Raw genomic sequence first — 16,258 nt, 5'->3', positions numbered from 1 at the left:
TTACGCGATTTATATGGTGCATGCGGCCGCGCGATATCGCTTCTTTACGTGGCCACTGCGGAAAATGGCGGTATGGAGACCGGCATGAAACATTCTTTCGTTATCGGATGGCGAACGGTTGGCATCATCCTGGCGGCGCTGCTGTTCGTACTTTCCGTCGCCACGTTGATCTGGCGACCCGGTGACGACGCAGCCCTGTGGCGAGGCCTCGCGCTCTCGTCGCTCTACCTGACGATATGCCTTGGCCAGCGTCGCCTGTTCGTTCCCGCAAGAGCGCGCGACAACCGGCGCGGCCGCTGGTAGGAACTCACGTTGTAAGCGAATCGGCGAGTTCGACGTTCTCTTTGCGAGACACGTCGATGGCGCCGGTGCGCATGAAAGAGATCAGGAAGGCTTGCAGCCGGGTAGCCGCAGGTCGGGTGAGCGGGCAGCGACCTTGCACCTGCGGCACCGGTTGCAAACCTTCCTGATTTCCCGGCGATGGCCGTGCGACAAACCCTGTGGGAGCGCACTTGTGCGCGACAGGCAAGCAAAGCAGCACGAACGGGAAGCTGCAGTCGCGCACAAGTGCGCTCCCACACGGTGGCCGCTCAACCGAGCGTATAGGGGCCGCCCCGCTCCAACGCGCGCTTGTACGCGGGACGCTGCTGCACGCGCTTCACGAACGCAGCGATATGCGGAAGCTTGCCCTGCAAGCCGCTGCGAGCCATGGCCGCTTCCATCGGAAAACTCATCTGTATGTCGGCCGCGCTGAATTCGCTGCCTACGAACCAGCCGGTGAATGCCAGTTCGTTGTTGACGTAATTCAGATGCAACGCCAACTGCGGGTCGACGAAGGTCGATTGCAGTTTATTGGCGATCTGCCGCGCGATGGGCTTGGCAAAGAACGGCATGGGTGCCGTGGCAATGCGCGACGCCACCAGCTTGAGCAACAAGGGCGGCATCGCCGAGCCCTCCGCATAGTGCAGCCAGTAGGTGAAGCGCAGGCGCTCGGGCATGTCCGGCAACGGCGCCAGGCGTCCGGTGTCGTAGCGGTCGACCAGGTATTCGATGATCGCGCCCGACTCCGCCAGGATCTGTCCGTCGTCCTCGATCACCGGCGACTTCCCCAACGGATGGATGGCCCGCAATTCCGCCGGCGCCAGCATGGTCTTGGGATCGCGCTCGTATTTGCGGATCTCGTACGGCACGTCCAACTCTTCCAGCAACCAGAGCACACGCTGGGATCGGGAATTGTTGAGGTGGTGGACGGTCAACATGGGGCCAGGCCTGCGCAGTGGATAGCGGAGGCTAGCATGGGCCGCGCCCCGATTATGGGCGGTCCGACACTCGCAGGGGCCAACTGGCCAAGGTGTCGTGACGACGCAGCCCCACCCAGCTCCGGATCAGCACGAACTCGTCCACATGCCAGTCGATGGCTACGCCGTCTTCCGCCGTCAGCTCGACATCGTCCGTGTAAAACAAGGTGACATGGGGCGCAAAAGCACTGCCATCCCAATTGAACCCATGGTTGAAGAGGGCCTTGGCCAGTGCACGGTTGAGCGCCTGCGCCCGATGCGCCACCTCTTCGTCCACCCGCAGCACGACACAGGCCTTGTCGAAGGAACCATGGAACCTGGACAGGCCCTTGAGCCTGAGATGGAAGGCCGAAGCCAACACCTCGCCTCCCGCGCGTATCAGGGAAGTTTCGAACGGTGCGCGAAGGCGCGGCGTGCGCCGCGGCGCGCACAGCGAAAGGTGCAGACGCTCGTCGCTGACCCGGCCGGGTTGTGGCACACCGAGCGTCTGGATGGCCGCTTCCCGCAGGTGGCCGATCTGTTCGCTCACCCGTCCCTTCGGCCGCAAAGCGAAGAAATAGGCGCAGCCCGGCTCCGGCCCCTCGAGGCTGGATCCGGCTGGACTTCCAAACAGATCACCGTCGGCCATGGCAGACCCCGCTTACATGTTGCGCCGGTACTCGCCACCCACGTCATACAATGCGTGACTGATCTGTCCGAGCGAGTTGTACTTCACCGCCTCGATCAACTGCTCGAACACGTTACGGCGATCGCGCGCCGTCTCCTGCAACACCTTCAGGCTCTCCGGCGCCAGCGCATTGCGCGCCTTGCCGAAGGCCAGCACGTTGTCGATCTGCTGGCCCTTCTCGCCTTCGGTGGAACGGATCAGCTCGATCTCGGTGGCGATCTCGCCGCCATGATCCTTCGGCAGGAAGGTGTTCACGCCGATCAGCGGGAGGCTGCCGTCGTGCTTCTTCTGCTCGTAGTACATCGACTCTTCCTGGATCTTGCCGCGCTGGTACATGGTGTCCATCGCGCCGAGCACGCCGCCGCGCTCGCTGATCGCCTCGAACTCCTTGTACACCGCCTCTTCGACGATATCGGTGAGCGCATCCACGATGTGGCTGCCCTGCCACGGGTTCTCGTTGAAGTTGAGGCCCAGTTCCTTGTTGATGATCATCTGGATCGCCACCGCGCGACGCACGCTTTCCTCGGTCGGCGTAGTGATGGCTTCGTCGTACGCGTTGGTGTGCAGACTGTTGCAGTTGTCGAACAACGCGTACAGCGCCTGCAGCGTGGTGCGGATGTCGTTGAACTGGATTTCCTGCGCGTGCAGCGAACGGCCCGAGGTCTGGATGTGATACTTCATCATCTGGCTGCGCGCGCTGGCGCCGTAGCGCTCGCGCATCGCACGTGCCCAGATGCGGCGGGCTACGCGGCCGATCACGGTGTATTCCGGATCCATGCCGTTGGAGAAGAAGAACGACAGGTTCGGCGCGAAATCGTCGATGCTCATGCCACGCGCGAGGTAGTACTCGACGATGGTGAAACCGTTGCTCAGCGTGAAGGCCAGCTGGCTGATCGGGTTCGCGCCAGCCTCGGCGATGTGATAGCCGGAGATCGACACCGAATAGAAGTTGCGCACCTTGTGGTCGACGAAATACTGCTGGATGTCGCCCATCATGCGCAGCGCGAATTCGGTGGAGAAGATGCAGGTGTTCTGCGCCTGGTCCTCTTTCAGGATGTCCGCCTGCACCGTGCCGCGCACGTTCTGCAGGGTGTCTTCCTTGATGCGCGCGTACGTCTCCGCATCCACAAGCTGATCGCCGGTAATGCCAAGCAGGCCGAGGCCCAGGCCTTCGTTGCCCTTGGGCAGCTCGCCCGAATACTGCGGGCGGCCGTTCGGGAACATCGAAGCGATCTTCTTCTCCGCCGCGGCCCAGCGCGCCGGATCTTCCTTCAGGTACTTCTCGACGTTCTGGTCGATCGCGGTGTTCATGAACATCGCGAGGATGATCGGTGCCGGCCCGTTGATGGTCATCGACACGGAGCTGCTCGGCGCACTGAGGTCGAAGCCCGAATACAGCTTCTTCATGTCATCGAGCGTGGCGATGTTGACGCCGGAGTTGCCGATCTTGCCGTAGATGTCCGGACGCGGCGCCGGATCTTCGCCGTACAGCGTTACCGAGTCGAACGCGGTGGACAGGCGCGTGGCCGCACCGCCCTGGCTCAGGTAATGGAAACGGCGATTGGTGCGCTCGGGCGTGCCCTCGCCCGCGAACATGCGGGTGGGATCCTCACCCGTGCGGCGATACGGATACACACCGCCGGTATACGGGTAATGGCCAGGCAGGTTCTCGCGCATCAGGAAGCGCAGCAGGTCGCCCCAGTCCTTGGTCTTGGGTGGCGATACCTTGGGGATCTTCTGGTGGCTCAGCGACACGCGGTAGTTCTCCACGCGGATCACCTTGTCGCGCACCTTGTATTCGTTGACCTCGTCGGTCACCGACTTGTAGCGCTTGGGCCAGTCGTGCAGCAGGTGGATCGCTTCGTGGCTGAGTTCCTTGATCGCCGCGTTGTAGCGCTGGCGCAGGGTCAGCAGCGTACGATCGGCGCCTTCTTCGTGCAGCGCTTCGGATTCATAGCGGGCCAGTTCGCGCGGCAGATGCGCATCGCCCAGTTCCTTCAGCGATTCGTAGTAGTGCTGCGCCTTGCTGGCGAATTCCGCCTCGTGCTCGATTTCCTTGTTGATCCCACGGCCCTGCTCGGCAATCTCGGCGAGGTAGCGCACGCGGCTGCCCGGAATAAGCACGGTGGCGCGCGGCTCCTTCAGCGTGGTGTCGAGCTTGGGCGTCCACTTCTCCGCCGGCAGGCTGAGCTTCTCGCGCATCAGGCGGCACAGGTTGCTGAACATCCAGGTCACGCCCGGATCGTTGAACTGGCTGGCGATGGACGGATACACCGGCACCTGTTCGTCGGTCAGCGTGAACGCGGTGCGGTTGCGCTTCCACTGCTTGCGCACGTCGCGCAGCGCATCTTCCGCGCCGCGCTTGTCGAACTTGTTGAGCACGATGAGCTCGGCGAAATCGAGCATGTCGATCTTCTCGAGCTGGCTCGCCGCGCCATAATCGCTGGTCATCACATAGGTCGGGAAATCCACCAGATCGACGATCTCCGAATCGCTCTGGCCGATGCCTGCGGTTTCGACGATCACGAGGTCGTAAGGCTGCGCCTTGAGGAAATCGATGCAGTCGCGCAGCACGGCGCTGGTGGCGGCGTGCTGGCGGCGCGTGGCCATCGAGCGCATGTAGACGCGATGGCTGCGCAGGGAGTTCATGCGGATGCGGTCGCCCAGCAAGGCGCCACCGCTGCGGCGGCGCGTCGGATCGACGGCGAGCACGGCGATGCGCATCTCGGGGAACGCATGCAGGAAGCGCAGCAGCAGTTCGTCCACCACCGACGACTTGCCCGCGCCGCCGGTACCGGTGACGCCGAGCACCGGCGTCTGCTTGCCGGCCATCTTCCACTGCTTGCGCAGGTGTTCCAGTTCGGTCTCGGCCAGCTCGCCTTCTTCGATGGCCGACAGCACGTGACCCACGGCGATCTCATTGCCGATGTCGACCATCGGCGTGACGACGCTTGCTTCTTCTTCCTTTGCACGCTTCACCGCGGCGGCGCGCGTGCGCAGCATCACGTCTTCGATCATCTCGGTGAGGCCGAGCTTCATGCCGTCGTTCGGGTGATAGATGCGCTCGACGCCGTATGCCTGCAGCTCGCGGATCTCTTCCGGCGTAATGGTGCCGCCACCGCCACCGAACACGCGGATGTGCGAGGCATGCTGTTCCTTCAGCATGTCGACCATGTACTTGAAGTACTCCACGTGCCCGCCCTGGTAGGACGACAGCGCGATCGCATCGGCGTCTTCCTGCAGCGCGGCGCGCACCACGTCTTCCACCGAGCGGTTATGGCCCAGGTGGATCACCTCCGCGCCCTGCGCCTGGATGATGCGTCGCATGATGTTGATGGCGGCGTCGTGGCCATCGAACAGGCTGGCGGCGGTGACGAAGCGCAACGGGCGGGTCTCCGCATGGGCGGCGCTGGCGGAAACGTGCTGGGCGGGGGAACTCATGGGGACTCCGGGACTGCGGGTGCGTCGGACCGACCATTTTAATGGATGGTTGCGTTTGGAACATGTTGCGGCGCGGAGGGAGGGGCCGCGGCGACGACCGTGCGCACAGGTATCGTGGAGGTGGCCGTCGCGGCCAAGGCCGCTCCCACAACGTGCTGGCGGCCATGTGGGAGCGGCCTTGGCCGCGACGCTCTCAACCCACCCCGAACGGCAGGTTCGGCGACGACACCACGCGTTCGCCCACTTCTTCGCCGCGCAGGAACGCCAGCGACGCCTCGATCACCTCGGGCGCGTCGAGCACCTTGTGATGCCCCAGGCCCTGGGTGGTGAACAGCCGGGCGCCATGCCAGTGACGCGCATAGCGTTCACCCTCCGCCCATGGCACGTCGCGATCGTCCATGTCGTGCACGATCAGCCCGGGCTGGCCCAGCGACGGCAGATGGCGATGGACCTGCAGATCGTGGATGTTGATGCCCGTCATGGCCTCCAGCTTGTCGTGCATGCGGCCGCTCAGATGCTGGCCCAGGCGCACGAATTGCGAGAAGCGCTGCGTGGCCGCCACCGGATCGGCCGCGGGCGCGATCAGGATCAGCTTCTGCGAGCGCCACGCTTCGCCCTGCGCCAACGTGGCCGCGGTACCGCCCAGCGAATGGGCAATGGTGAGCGCGGCGTTGCCGAAGTAACGGCCCACTTCGCGCACCGTCTCGATGAAATCGGGCAGCGTGCAATGACGGCCGCCGCTGAGGCCATGGCCCGGCTGATCGAATGTCACCAGCGCGTAGCCCATCTCGCGCAATGGCTTGATCCAGGGCAGATAACGCAGGCCGAAGCTCGACCAGCCGTGCACCAGCAACACATAAGGCTGGCGCGCGGGATCGCCCCATACATAGGTGGCGATGCGCTTGCCGCTCACTTCAAGCTCGCCGCGCCGCATCTCCTGGTCGGGCTGGGCGGCCTGCGCACGCGCGCGGCTGCTCGCAAAGGGTGTGACGAAGATGCGCACGGCACGCTTCACCGTGCGCGCGGGTGCGATGCGGCTACCCAGCGCGAAACCGGCGCGCACCACGCCCAGCGTGAACGCGCCGGGCCCGCGATGATGTTTTGCTGCTGTGGTCGGGCGGGTCATGGCGCGGCACTCCGTTCGGATGGCGGGCTGTAGCTGGCGATGAGGCGAGCGAAGCCCGCCAGCGTATGCCGGCGCGCTTCGTCGAAGCCGAACAGGGCCGCATCGTGATGCAGGCCCAGCATGAGGGCGTAGATTTCAAAGGCGAGCTGCGCAGGGTCGGTGTCGCCACGCAGTTCGCCGTTCTCCATGGCGTGACCGATGGCGCGGCACATCTCCTGCCGCCAGCCTGCCTGCTGCTTGATCACCACATTGCGCAGGACGCCTTCGCGACCGTCGTATTCGCCGGCCGCGGTGAGCAGCACGCAACCGCTCTGGTATTCCTGCGCCCACTTGACCCAGTTCGTCACGATGGCGCGCACACGCGCAAGGCCACGCGGCAGTTTCAACGCAGGCCATTTCACGTGCTGCAGGAAACGCAGCTGTCCGGTTTCGAGTACGGCCAGCTGCAGCTCTTCGCGCGAACCGAAGTGCGCGAACAAGCCGCTCTTGGACATGCCCACGTCCGCCGCCAGCGAGCCGATCGACAAGCCTTCCAGGCCGTCGCGGCGCGCCATCTCGTAGGCGTGGTCGAGGATGAGTTCGCGCGTGGCGGCGCGCTTGCCTAGGGTCGTTGCGTTCATGGCATGGAAAATAGCACGACCGTTCGTTCTTTTCCCGTCCAGAAAACTGAACGGATGGTCGCCGCAAGCCCGCACGAACCTGAACGAGCCGGCGCCGGTCGGTCAACAGGGCAAGGAAATACGCCGTTCCCCGCTTCAAGGCCGCGGGGTGCGGCCCTTACCAAGGAGAGATCACCATGCTGAGCGTTACCCGCAAACTCGCCCTGCTCGCCGCCCTCGGCATCGTCAGCGCAGGCGCCATGAGCTATGCACCGTCCGCTTCGGCGGGCGTGGCGGTCTCTGTCGGCATCGGCGTGGCCCCGCCGGCTCCGCGCTACGAAGTGGTGCCGCCGCCGCGCGCCGGCTATGTGTGGGCGCCCGGTTACTGGCGTTGGGATGGCGGCCGCCACGTGTGGGTCGGTGGCACCTGGGTCCGTTCCCGTCCCGGTTACGTCTATCACCAGGCGCATTGGGAACACGCCCGTGACGGCTGGCGCATGCATGACGGTTACTGGGGCCGCTGATCCGGGGGCTTTCAGCGGGCGGCGCCATGCCGCCCGCCTTTCCCGCTCGCAAGTATTTGCTGTCAAAGAAAAATACTGCGAACCGCAGGAAAGGTAACGCACAGCGATGCGCGGCATTGTCCCGCGCCGCACCTTCCTTTCATTCCATAGAGGCCACTTCATCCATGTCGATGTCCAGCTCGATTCGTCTCGCCGCGCTCGCCGCCGTCACCTTGCTTGCCGCCGGCTGCGTGGTGGAGCAGCCCGCTCCCCGCCGCCGCCCCGTGGTGGTGGAACAGCCGGCGCCCGGCTACGTCGAAGTGATTGCCCCGCAGGCGCCGCCGACCGTGCTGGTGGAGGAAGAACCCGCGCCCCGCCCCGGCTACATCTGGGCCCGCGGCTACTGGCACTGGAACGGCCGCAAGTACATCGCCATGCACGGCCATTGGGAGCCGGCACGTCCGGGCTACCACTATGTGCACCCGCATTACGTGCAGCGCGGCGACGGCTGGCACCTGAGTGTCGGCGTGTGGGCGCAGGGCTAAGCCGCAACCGCCGTGGCGACGCCGTTTCGCCGGCGTCGCCAGTGGGCTCGCAAGGCCGTACGGCCACGCTTTGATGCGCCGCGGCACCAGTGTTCCCCCGCCGCGTATTAGAATTGGGAACTCGATTCATCGCCCCAGCCCTGCTGGGGCGTTTGAGTTTCAGGCGTTTTCAGCCTTGGCGGGGCCGCGCTGGACCGTTCCCGCCTCCATTCCGGCGTGCCGTCCCCGGGCACACAACTTGGAGTTTCCGTTCCAATGATTTTTGAAACCATCGCCAAAACGGGTCACGAAGAAGTCGTCTTCTGCCACAACAAGGACGCTGGCCTGAAGGCCATCATCGCGATCCACAACACGGTGCTGGGCCCTGCGCTCGGCGGCCTGCGCATGTGGCCGTACAAGACCGAGCAGGACGCGGTGAACGACGTGCTGCGCCTGTCGCGCGGCATGACCTACAAGAACGCCGTGGCCGGCCTGAACCTGGGCGGTGGCAAGGCGGTGATCATCGGCGATCCGAGCAAGGACAAGTCCGAGGCGCTGTTCCGCGCGTTCGGCCTGTTCGTCAACTCGCTCCATGGCCGCTACATCACGGCCGAAGACGTCGGCATCGACGTCAACGACATGGAATACGTGTTCCGTGAAACCGAATACGTGACCGGCGTGCACCAGGTGCACGGCGGCTCGGGCGACCCGTCGCCGTTCACCGCGTTCGGCACGCTGCAGGGCCTGATGGCCGCGCTGCAGGTCAGGCACGGCAACGAAGACGTGGGCAAGTACAGCTACGCCGTGCAGGGCTGCGGCCACGTGGGCAGCGAGTTCATCAAGCTGCTGCGCGAACAGGGCGCCAAGGTGTTCGTCACCGACATCAACAAGGATGCCGTGCAGCGCTGCGTCGATGAACTGGGCTGCGAAGCCGTGGGCCTGGACGAGATCTACGACGTCGACGCCGACGTGTACTCGCCCTGCGCGCTGGGCGGCACGCTCAACGAGCAGACGATCGACCGCATCAAGGCCAAGATCATCTGCGGCGCGGCCAACAACCAGCTGGCCACCGACGCCATCGGCGACGAACTGCAGCGTCGCGGCGTGCTGTACGCGCCCGACTATGCCGTCAACGCCGGCGGCGTGATGAACGTGTCGCTGGAAATCGACGGTTACAACCGCGAGCGTGCGATGCGCATGATGCGCACCATCTACTACAACCTGGGCCGCATCTTCGAAATCTCCAAGACCGAAGGCGTGCCGACCTACAAGGCGGCCGACCGTCTGGCCGAAGAGCGCATCGAAGCGATCGGCAAGATCAAGCTGCCGAGCATGGGCCACCACGGCCCGCGCTTCGCCGGTCGCATGCGCGGTCAGTAAGCACTCGCAGCACGTTCGATGAAAACGCCGGCCTTGTGCCGGCGTTTTTCGTTGCCCCACAGGCAACCGCACCCTTGTGGGAGCGCACTTGTGCGCGACGGCTTCGCGAAAACCCGTCGCGCACAAGTGCGCTCCCACAGAAAAGGCCTGCAGCATCGTATGCTTCGACCATGCTTGCTTCCCTTGCCTACCGATGGCGCCGCCTGCGTGGCTCTGACCGTTATGCCGAATGCATACGGGTTTTTCTCGCGCTGACGGGCGTGGTGGCATGGTGCTTCGCCACCGGCCATATCGATGCCGTGGTCTCGGCCCTGCTGGGCGTGATTGCCTGCGCGCTGGCGGAGACCGAAGACCATTGGCGCAACCGCCTCGCCACCTTGCTGCTGACGCTCGCCTGTTTCGCCATCTCGGCGTTCTCGGTGCAATGGCTGTTTCCCTATCCCCTGCTGTTCGCCGTCGGGCTGCCGCTGTCCACGTTCGCGCTGGTGATGCTCGGCGCGGCCAGCGAGCGCTACGCGACGGTGGCCGGCGCCACGCTGCTGCTCGCGGTCTACAGCATGATCGGCGCGGATCAGGCACACGCCGGCCCATGGTGGTATCAACCCTCGCTGCTGCTGGCCGGCGCCGCCTGGTATGGGGCGCTCTCGCTGCTATGGAGCGTGCTGGCGCCGCAACAAGCCGTGCGCCTGTCGCTGGCACGGCTGTTCGATGCGCTGGCCGATTACCTGGAAGGCAAGGCGGCGATGTTCACGCCCGTGCACGGGATGGATCGCGAAGCCATGCAGTGGTCGCTGGCCATGCAGAACGAACGCGTGGTGGAAGCGCTCAACGACACGCGGCTGGTGCTGGTCGACCGGATCGGCGCCCGCCGCCCGCGCGGAGCCACCGCCACGCGACTGCAGCTGTACCTCATCGCGCAGGATATCCACGAACGCATCAGTTCGGCCCACTACCCCTACGATGCACTGGCCGACGCGCTGTTCCACAGCGACGTGCTGTTCCGCTGCGAACATGTCCTGCGCATGGAAGCGCGCAGCTGCCGCCAGCGTGCCGATGCGCTGCGCATGCGCAGCACGCCGTCGCCGAATGCCGCCAGCGAGGCGAGCGTGGCCGACCTCCTTAACGCCGTCGACGCCTTGCGTGCGCAGCCCCATCCGCCAGCCGTCGAGCTGCTGCGTGCGGTCGATGCCTTGGTGCGGAACATCGCGGCGATCCAGCAGCAACTGGCGGGCCAGATACCGCACGAATGGCGCGGTGGCGCCCAAGCCGAGCTGCAGGACCCCGGCCCGCAGTCGCTGGCCGACGGCTGGGATCGCATCCGCCTCCAGCTGACGCCGCGTTCGTTCCGCTTTCGCCATGCGTTGCGCCTGTCGTGTGCGCTGCTGGTGGGCTATGCGGTGGTGCACGCGATGCATCCGGGCCATGGTTACTGGATCCTGCTGACCACGCTGCTGGTCTGCCAGCCGAGTTATGGCGCCACGCGCCTGCGCCTGCTGCAACGCGTGGCCGGCACGGTGGCCGGACTCGTGCTCGGCTGGGCCACGCTCAAGCTGCTGCCGTTCGGTCCGTGGCAGATGCCGCTGATGATCTGCGCGGGCGTGGTGTTCTTCGCTGCACGGCATCGGCGCTACAGCATCGCCACCGCGGCCATCACGCTGTTCGTGGTGCTGTGTTTCAACCAGGTGAGCAACGGTTACGCCGTGATGTTGCCGCGTCTGCTCGACACCTTGATCGGTGCCGCCATTGCCGCGCTCGCCATGCGCTTCGTGCTGCCCGACTGGCAAGGGCGTCGCTTCGACGACGTGCTGGCCGACACCGTGCGCAGCGACGCGCGTTACCTGGAACGCATCATCGTCCAGTACGCCAGCGGCCGCCGCGACGACCTGGACTATCGCATTGCTCGTCGCAACGCACACAACGCCAACGCGGCACTGAGTGCGGTACTCGCCAATATGCTGCGCGAGCCCGGGCAACATCGGCGCGGCAGCGAAACGCTGTTGCGCTTTCTTTCGGCCGCCCACGCGTTGTTGGGGCAACTCTCTGCGCTCGGCGCCAACCGTAAGGTCATCGAATCGCCGCAGGCACGCGACGCCGTGACGCGTGCGGGCGCCACGGCCATCGAGGCACTGGCACAACTGGGCGATGCGCTTGCCCATGGCCTCGCCGCGCAGGCCAGCGCCGAGGACACCGCGCTGCTGGAACCCTTCGCCGCCAGCGCCGACGACGACACCGCCCGACTGGCACTGGGCCAGCTTTCACAGATCCTTGCCCAACGCCACCGTCTGGCCGAGCTGGCGAACTCCTTGAGCGCGTCGTGATTGCTGCAGGCCTTGTGCGTCGCGCAACGGCTTGTTAAGGCCCGCGCAGTACCATAGAGGCCTTCTGTGATGGTGGAGTTTCAAGGCATGCGTCCGTTCCCACTGGGTGAAGAGATCGATCTGTTGCGCGACAGCGTGCACGCGTTCGCCGAAAAAGAGATCGCTCCTCGCGCTGACCACATCGACCGCGAAAACCTTTTCCCGGCCGACCTGTGGCGCAAGTTCGGCGAGATGGGCCTGCTCGGCATCACCATCCCCGAGGAATACGGCGGCAGCAGCCTGGGCTTCCTCGCGCACCTGGTGGCGATGGAGGAGATTTCGCGCGCCTCCGGTTCGGTCGGCCTTTCCTATGGCGCGCATTCCAACCTGTGCGTGCAGAACATCTTCCACAACGGCAACGAAGCGCAGCGCCGCAAGTACATTCCCAAGCTGTGTTCGGGCGAATACGTCGGCGCGCTGGCGATGAGCGAGCCGGGTGCCGGTTCGGACGTGGTCGGCTCGATGACCTGCAAGGCGGAGAAGAAAGGCGACGTATGGGTCGCCAACGGCTCCAAGATGTGGATCACCAACGGCCCGGATGCCGACGTACTGCTGGTCTACATGCGCACCGCGCCACGTCCTGCAGGCAGCCGCTGCATGACCGCCTTCATCGTCGAAAAAGGCATGAAGGGTTTCAGCACGGCGCAGAAGCTGGACAAGCTCGGCATGCGCGGCTCCAACACCTGCGAACTGGTGTTCGAGGATTGCGAGATCCCCGAGGAGAACATCGTCGGCGAGGTCAACGAAGGCGTGCGCGTGCTGATGAGCGGCCTCGACACCGAACGCCTGGTGCTGTCGGGCGGCCCCATCGGCCTGATGCAGGCCGCGCTGGACATCTCGCTGCCCTATGTGCGCGAACGCAAGCAGTTCAACGCCCCCATCGGCACGTTCGGCGTGATGCAGGCGAAGATCGCCGACATGTACACCGCGCTGCAGAGCTCGCGCGGCTTCGCCTATATGGTCGCGCAGCAGTTCGACAACAACGTGAAGTCCCGCATCGACCCTGCCGCGTGCCTGCTCAATGCTTCGCAGAACGCGGTGAAGGTCGCGCTGGAAGCGATTCAGACGCTGGGCGGCAACGGCTATATCAATGAGTTTCCCGCGGGCCGTCTGTTGCGCGATGCGAAGCTGTACGAGATCGGCGCCGGCACGAACGAAATCCGGCGCATGCTGATCGGGCGTGAGTTGTTTCACGGCAAGGCGTGATGGCTCGCGCCTTCCAAGAAGCGACCACGCACTTCTAACCCGTTCGCAAGATCGGCCCCTCACCCCAACCATCTCCCCGGCGGGGAGAGGGAGAAGTGGCGTGCATGGGAGCAGACGGGCTCCTGTGGGAACGCACTTGTGCGCGACAAGCCGACCGAGCCATACATCCCAGCTCCGCAGTCGCGCACAAGTGCGCTCCCACAGAAAAGCGCGCGCCGGGTAACGAGCCAGGACCTCCCATGCGAAGCGAGCCTCGGCTTTAAACGCCGGGATGACGAGCTAGCAAAGGCACACTCAGAACGACAGCCGATAGGCCAACGTATCCATCTGCCCGTGCTCCCGCTCAGCCACGTACTGATCCATCCCAAACGACAGACTCGAACGGCGCGAAATCGTCCAGTCCAGGCTCACGCCCGCCTCGCCGCCATAGCGCGACAAGCCGATGCCGCCCACCGGCGCCCACTGGTTGAGTACCGCGAAGCTGGCATCCAGCACATCGCCGCGCATGCTGAAGGCGCGTTGCCATAGCAGATGCGCCTGCAAGCTCAGGCGGCTGCCTCCCGAGAACGACCAGTCGCGTCCCGCACGCAAGCCAGCGCCGCCCTGCCAGCGCTCGATGTTCTGCCCGTCGGCCTTCAATCCAAAACCGGCGCCACCCAGTTCATCGAATCCATCGGTACGGATGTTCGCGTACTGCAGGTTCAGATAAGGCGTGACGTTCACGCCACCGAACTCCATGCGGTAACCGCTTTCGCCATAGGCGATGTTGTAGCTGCCGTTGGTATCGCTGGCCACGCTTTCCATATCGCTGCCCAGTTCCAGGTGGCGGCGCATGTCCTCGCGGTACGAGCCCACGCCCAGGCGGCCCATCGCATACCACTGATTCTGCACAAAGCCGCCGTAGAGCATGCCTTCCACCGAGCGGCTGTGCCCTTGGTCGGCGAATTCGTCGAGGCGTCCCAGGTCCTGGCTCTGGCTGACCGCGAAACCAAGCACGCCGTTGCTGCCCAGGCGGCGATCCTGGCCCACCATCCAGCCGTTGAGGTCGTAGCCCACGCTGTCGTAGCCGCTACGGTTCATGCTGCCGTAGCTGCCGAGCGTCTGCGTCCACCCGCCGGTGCTGTAGACGTCGCCCAGTTGGTCGAAGCGCTTGGACAGCGCACGCGTGCCGGCGTCCATCGCATCGAACGTCATGGCGGCGCTGGCGGCGTGCAGCTGCCCCGACAGCGAACTCAGGGACTGCTGCAACGCGCTCACCGTGGCGGTCTGCTGCAGGCTCGCCGCGCCGTTGATGAACGAGGTAGGCAACGGGCCGCCTGTCACCGTCGTGCCGGAACCGACCTGCGTGTTGATCTGGTTGAACGCACCATCGATGCGCTGGGCCGCGCCGAACGATGCCGGCGTGTAGGTCATGCCGGTCACGGCCGTGGCCTGCACCTGGCTCACGTTCAACCAGGCCTCGGTACTGCTGTAACCGAACGTCGCGCTCAGCAGCACACCGGTGGCCGGGTTGAGCGAGGAGAACGTGCCGGAGAGTCCGGCATTGGCGGTCAGCACATCGGTATGCGCATTGGCCGTATAGCCCTGATTGATGCCGGTGACGTAGAGGTCGCCTCCGTTGAGCGCCGCCGTGCCGGTGACGCGCAATGCCGATCCCAGCGACACGGCGAGTCGACCCGCACCTTGCTGCGTGTAATTGCCGCCGATGGTGACATCGGAACTGCCCACCGCCAGCACGCCGGCGTTGGTCACCGAGCCGCCGATCGCGGGCGTACCACTCAACACGCCCTGCGCGCCGATGCTCACGCTCGATGCCAGCGACTTGGCCACCAGCATGCCGCCCTGCACCTGGGTCAAGCCGGTGAAGCTCGACGGCTGGGTCAGCGTCAACGTGCCGGTGCCCTGCTTGATCAGGCCGCCGGCGCCGGAAATGGGGTTGTTCCAGTTGGAGCTGCCGCTGAAGCTGACCGTGACGTCGCCCCAGTTGAATTGCTGCGGTCCATTGACCGCCTTGCCGACATCCAGTTCGCCATAGCCGAAGGTGGGATTGGGCTGCGAACCGCCCAGCGGGTCGGCCGTACCCAGCAGCGTCTGGCGCACCAGATCGTTGCTGAAATACGGATAGGCCTGCCACACCAGCGCCGCTGCACCGGACACCTGCGGCGCCGAGAGCGAGGTGCCCTCGACGATCCAGTACGTTTCGTTGGCGGTGCTGGTATCGCTCTTGCCGCTCACGATCACGTCGCCGGGCGCCGCCAGGCAATAATTTATGGCGATGCCGCACTGGTTGGAATAACTCTCCAACTGGCTGGGGTTGTTGCTGTTGGTGGCCACCACGGTCAGCCAGCCCTTCTGCAGATCGGGCGCAAGACTGGGCAGTGCGGCGATGGTGCTGGGATTGGCCTGCGAATCGTTGCCCGCGGCAAACACCACCAGCCCGCCCCAGCCGTTGATGAAGGGGCTATAGGCGTCGTGGAAACCCTTGGTGGTGGCGGTGTCGCTGCTGTTCCAGCTGATGCCGCCCCAGGAGTTGTTCATCACCTTGACGTTGTTGCCGATGAGATCCGCGTTGACCTGTCCCAGCGGCACCGCATCGGACGCGGTCACCGGGGACGGCGGCGCGGAGCCGTTGTCGTCGGGCGCGCTGTCGCTGATGATGCGCGCCGACACGATATTGGCGCCGGTGGCGATGCCGCCCGCGAACTTCCCGAACGGCTTGCCTGCGGCGATTTCCGCCACGTAGGTGCCGTGGCCGTTGACGTCGTCGACATTGAGATTGTTGGTGGACGGATTGACGTAGGTCAGTTCCTTCACCACCCGGCCCGTGAGCGCCGGATGAGTGGAAGTGACGCCGGTATCGACGATGCCGATGGTGACGCCCGCACCGGTGTAGCCGGCGGTGTGCGCGGCATAGGTGTTGGTGAGATTGAGCTGGGCATCGATGGGCGGCTGCGGCACCGTGGAGGACGAGGGCGGTGGCGGCGTCGATGGCGGCGGAGGTTGCGTCGGCCGGGTGTTGCCACCGCCACCGCCGCCACCGCATGCGCTCAGACCCAAAGCCAGCCATACCAGCACGGCACCGCGCCGATGCTGCAAAGGTTGCATCCCCATACTCATAAGCCCCCGCCCTCGCTCACGATCGTCCCTAAGTTGTGAT

The 16,258-nt window shown here is 65.1% G+C and carries 13 protein-coding genes; 6 read left to right on the top strand and 7 right to left on the bottom strand.

Going from position 1 to position 16,258, the window contains the following annotated elements:
• The first annotated feature begins 84 nt into the window (after positions 1-84).
• Positions 85-303 carry a hypothetical protein gene (locus ISP20_RS06795; protein ID WP_204635303.1) on the top strand — a complete coding sequence of 73 codons (219 nt, stop codon included), beginning with the start codon at positions 85-87 and terminating at the stop codon, positions 301-303.
• Between the two features lie 4 nt (positions 304-307).
• On the opposite strand, the gene ISP20_RS06790 is transcribed toward ISP20_RS06795, so the two are convergent.
• The 6 genes from ISP20_RS06790 to ISP20_RS06765 form a co-directional block, all read right to left on the bottom strand.
• Positions 308-565 (bottom strand): hypothetical protein, encoded by a 258-nt coding sequence (locus ISP20_RS06790; RefSeq protein WP_204635302.1) that lies wholly within the window; start codon positions 563-565, stop codon positions 308-310.
• Positions 566-590: 25 nt separating this feature from the next.
• Positions 591-1,259: a glutathione S-transferase family protein gene (locus ISP20_RS06785; protein ID WP_204635301.1), complete on the bottom strand. Its 669-nt coding sequence runs from the start codon at positions 1,257-1,259 to the stop codon at positions 591-593.
• Between the two features lie 52 nt (positions 1,260-1,311).
• On the bottom strand, positions 1,312-1,926 hold the full coding sequence (locus ISP20_RS06780) for a 2'-5' RNA ligase family protein (RefSeq protein WP_204635300.1): 615 nt from the start codon (positions 1,924-1,926) through the stop codon (positions 1,312-1,314).
• A gap of 12 nt (positions 1,927-1,938) precedes the next feature.
• On the bottom strand, positions 1,939-5,406 hold the full coding sequence (locus ISP20_RS06775; RefSeq protein ID WP_204635299.1) for a methylmalonyl-CoA mutase family protein: 3,468 nt from the start codon (positions 5,404-5,406) through the stop codon (positions 1,939-1,941).
• A gap of 193 nt (positions 5,407-5,599) precedes the next feature.
• Positions 5,600-6,532, bottom strand: coding sequence for an alpha/beta hydrolase (locus ISP20_RS06770; protein ID WP_204635298.1), 933 nt, complete (start codon positions 6,530-6,532; stop codon positions 5,600-5,602).
• On the bottom strand, positions 6,529-7,152 hold the full coding sequence (locus ISP20_RS06765) for a TetR/AcrR family transcriptional regulator (protein WP_204635297.1): 624 nt from the start codon (positions 7,150-7,152) through the stop codon (positions 6,529-6,531). Before ISP20_RS06765 ends, ISP20_RS06770 begins: the two co-directional genes overlap by 4 nt.
• A 176-nt stretch (positions 7,153-7,328) precedes the next feature.
• Here ISP20_RS06765 and ISP20_RS06760 point away from each other — a divergent pair, with 176 nt between their 5' ends.
• The 5 genes from ISP20_RS06760 to ISP20_RS06740 all read left to right on the top strand — a co-directional run bounded on the left by ISP20_RS06760 (position 7,329) and on the right by ISP20_RS06740 (position 13,101).
• Positions 7,329-7,655, top strand: coding sequence for a YXWGXW repeat-containing protein (locus ISP20_RS06760; protein WP_204635296.1), 327 nt, complete (start codon positions 7,329-7,331; stop codon positions 7,653-7,655).
• Between the two features lie 164 nt (positions 7,656-7,819).
• Positions 7,820-8,179: a hypothetical protein gene (locus tag ISP20_RS06755; protein ID WP_239535407.1), complete on the top strand. Its 360-nt coding sequence runs from the start codon at positions 7,820-7,822 to the stop codon at positions 8,177-8,179.
• Positions 8,180-8,434: 255 nt separating this feature from the next.
• Positions 8,435-9,538 (top strand): Glu/Leu/Phe/Val dehydrogenase dimerization domain-containing protein, encoded by a 1,104-nt coding sequence (locus ISP20_RS06750; protein ID WP_204635295.1) that lies wholly within the window; start codon positions 8,435-8,437, stop codon positions 9,536-9,538.
• A gap of 170 nt (positions 9,539-9,708) precedes the next feature.
• Positions 9,709-11,856, top strand: coding sequence for a YccS family putative transporter (gene yccS / locus ISP20_RS06745; RefSeq protein WP_204635294.1), 2,148 nt, complete (start codon positions 9,709-9,711; stop codon positions 11,854-11,856).
• Between the two features lie 87 nt (positions 11,857-11,943).
• Positions 11,944-13,101, top strand: a complete 1,158-nt coding sequence (locus ISP20_RS06740; protein WP_204635293.1) for an isovaleryl-CoA dehydrogenase — start codon at positions 11,944-11,946, stop codon at positions 13,099-13,101.
• 294 nt (positions 13,102-13,395) lie between these two features.
• On the opposite strand, the gene ISP20_RS06735 is transcribed toward ISP20_RS06740, so the two are convergent.
• Positions 13,396-16,206 (bottom strand): autotransporter domain-containing protein, encoded by a 2,811-nt coding sequence (locus tag ISP20_RS06735; protein WP_239535405.1) that lies wholly within the window; start codon positions 16,204-16,206, stop codon positions 13,396-13,398.
• Positions 16,207-16,258: the final 52 nt, after the last annotated feature.

Origin of the sequence: Dyella kyungheensis (assembly GCF_016905005.1) — a bacterium.
GTDB classification, from domain to species: Bacteria; Pseudomonadota; Gammaproteobacteria; order Xanthomonadales; family Rhodanobacteraceae; genus Dyella; species Dyella kyungheensis.
Note: the sequence above shows the minus strand (reverse complement) of the source record. Positions and strands in the feature narration are given on the sequence as shown.

What these genes read in the sequence shown, in the direction of transcription:
- ISP20_RS06795 (WP_204635303.1), top strand. Translation starts at nt 85, where the DNA reads ATGAAACATTCTTTCGTTATCGGATGGCGAACGGTTGGCATCATCCTG.
- ISP20_RS06785 (WP_204635301.1), bottom strand. Translation starts at nt 1,259, where the DNA reads ATGTTGACCGTCCACCACCTCAACAATTCCCGATCCCAGCGTGTGCTC.
- ISP20_RS06780 (WP_204635300.1), bottom strand. Translation starts at nt 1,926, where the DNA reads ATGGCCGACGGTGATCTGTTTGGAAGTCCAGCCGGATCCAGCCTCGAG.
- ISP20_RS06775 (WP_204635299.1), bottom strand. Translation starts at nt 5,406, where the DNA reads ATGAGTTCCCCCGCCCAGCACGTTTCCGCCAGCGCCGCCCATGCGGAG.
- ISP20_RS06770 (WP_204635298.1), bottom strand. Translation starts at nt 6,532, where the DNA reads ATGACCCGCCCGACCACAGCAGCAAAACATCATCGCGGGCCCGGCGCG.
- ISP20_RS06765 (WP_204635297.1), bottom strand. Translation starts at nt 7,152, where the DNA reads ATGAACGCAACGACCCTAGGCAAGCGCGCCGCCACGCGCGAACTCATC.
- ISP20_RS06760 (WP_204635296.1), top strand. Translation starts at nt 7,329, where the DNA reads ATGCTGAGCGTTACCCGCAAACTCGCCCTGCTCGCCGCCCTCGGCATC.
- ISP20_RS06755 (WP_239535407.1), top strand. Translation starts at nt 7,820, where the DNA reads ATGTCGATGTCCAGCTCGATTCGTCTCGCCGCGCTCGCCGCCGTCACC.
- ISP20_RS06750 (WP_204635295.1), top strand. Translation starts at nt 8,435, where the DNA reads ATGATTTTTGAAACCATCGCCAAAACGGGTCACGAAGAAGTCGTCTTC.
- yccS (WP_204635294.1), top strand. Translation starts at nt 9,709, where the DNA reads ATGCTTGCTTCCCTTGCCTACCGATGGCGCCGCCTGCGTGGCTCTGAC.
- ISP20_RS06740 (WP_204635293.1), top strand. Translation starts at nt 11,944, where the DNA reads ATGCGTCCGTTCCCACTGGGTGAAGAGATCGATCTGTTGCGCGACAGC.
- ISP20_RS06735 (WP_239535405.1), bottom strand. Translation starts at nt 16,206, where the DNA reads ATGCAACCTTTGCAGCATCGGCGCGGTGCCGTGCTGGTATGGCTGGCT.